Raw genomic sequence first — 255 nt, 5'->3', positions numbered from 1 at the left:
GATCAAAGCGTGCGTCGTGGCGGTCCACGTAGCGGTCGAAGCGCTTGTCGCTGCGCAAGCGGATCAGTTCGGCCGGGGTGTCGATGCGTGCCAGCGTGGTCGGGATGGCATCGCCGCGCCCGTTGTCGGCCTGCAGCGTGGCCAACTCCAGCCACAGCCCGGTGGGTTCGGTGCCGGCGCTCTTCCAGCCGTTGTCGAACAACGCCTGCAGCAGCGCCATGCGTTGCGCGGGCTGCTCGCGCAGGTGGTACTGCA

1 protein-coding gene is annotated in these 255 nt (G+C 68.6%); it reads right to left on the bottom strand.

All coding sequences use genetic code 11. From position 1 onward, the window contains the following. On the bottom strand, positions 1 to 255 hold a 255-nt coding region (locus R0J92_RS24725), incomplete at both ends, for a hypothetical protein (RefSeq protein ID WP_411053631.1).

The sequence above is a fragment of the Tritonibacter sp. SIMBA_163 genome (assembly GCF_046535935.1).
Lineage (GTDB): Bacteria > Pseudomonadota > Alphaproteobacteria > Rhodobacterales > Rhodobacteraceae > Epibacterium > Epibacterium scottomollicae.
This window is presented reverse-complemented; position numbering and strand designations above follow the sequence as displayed.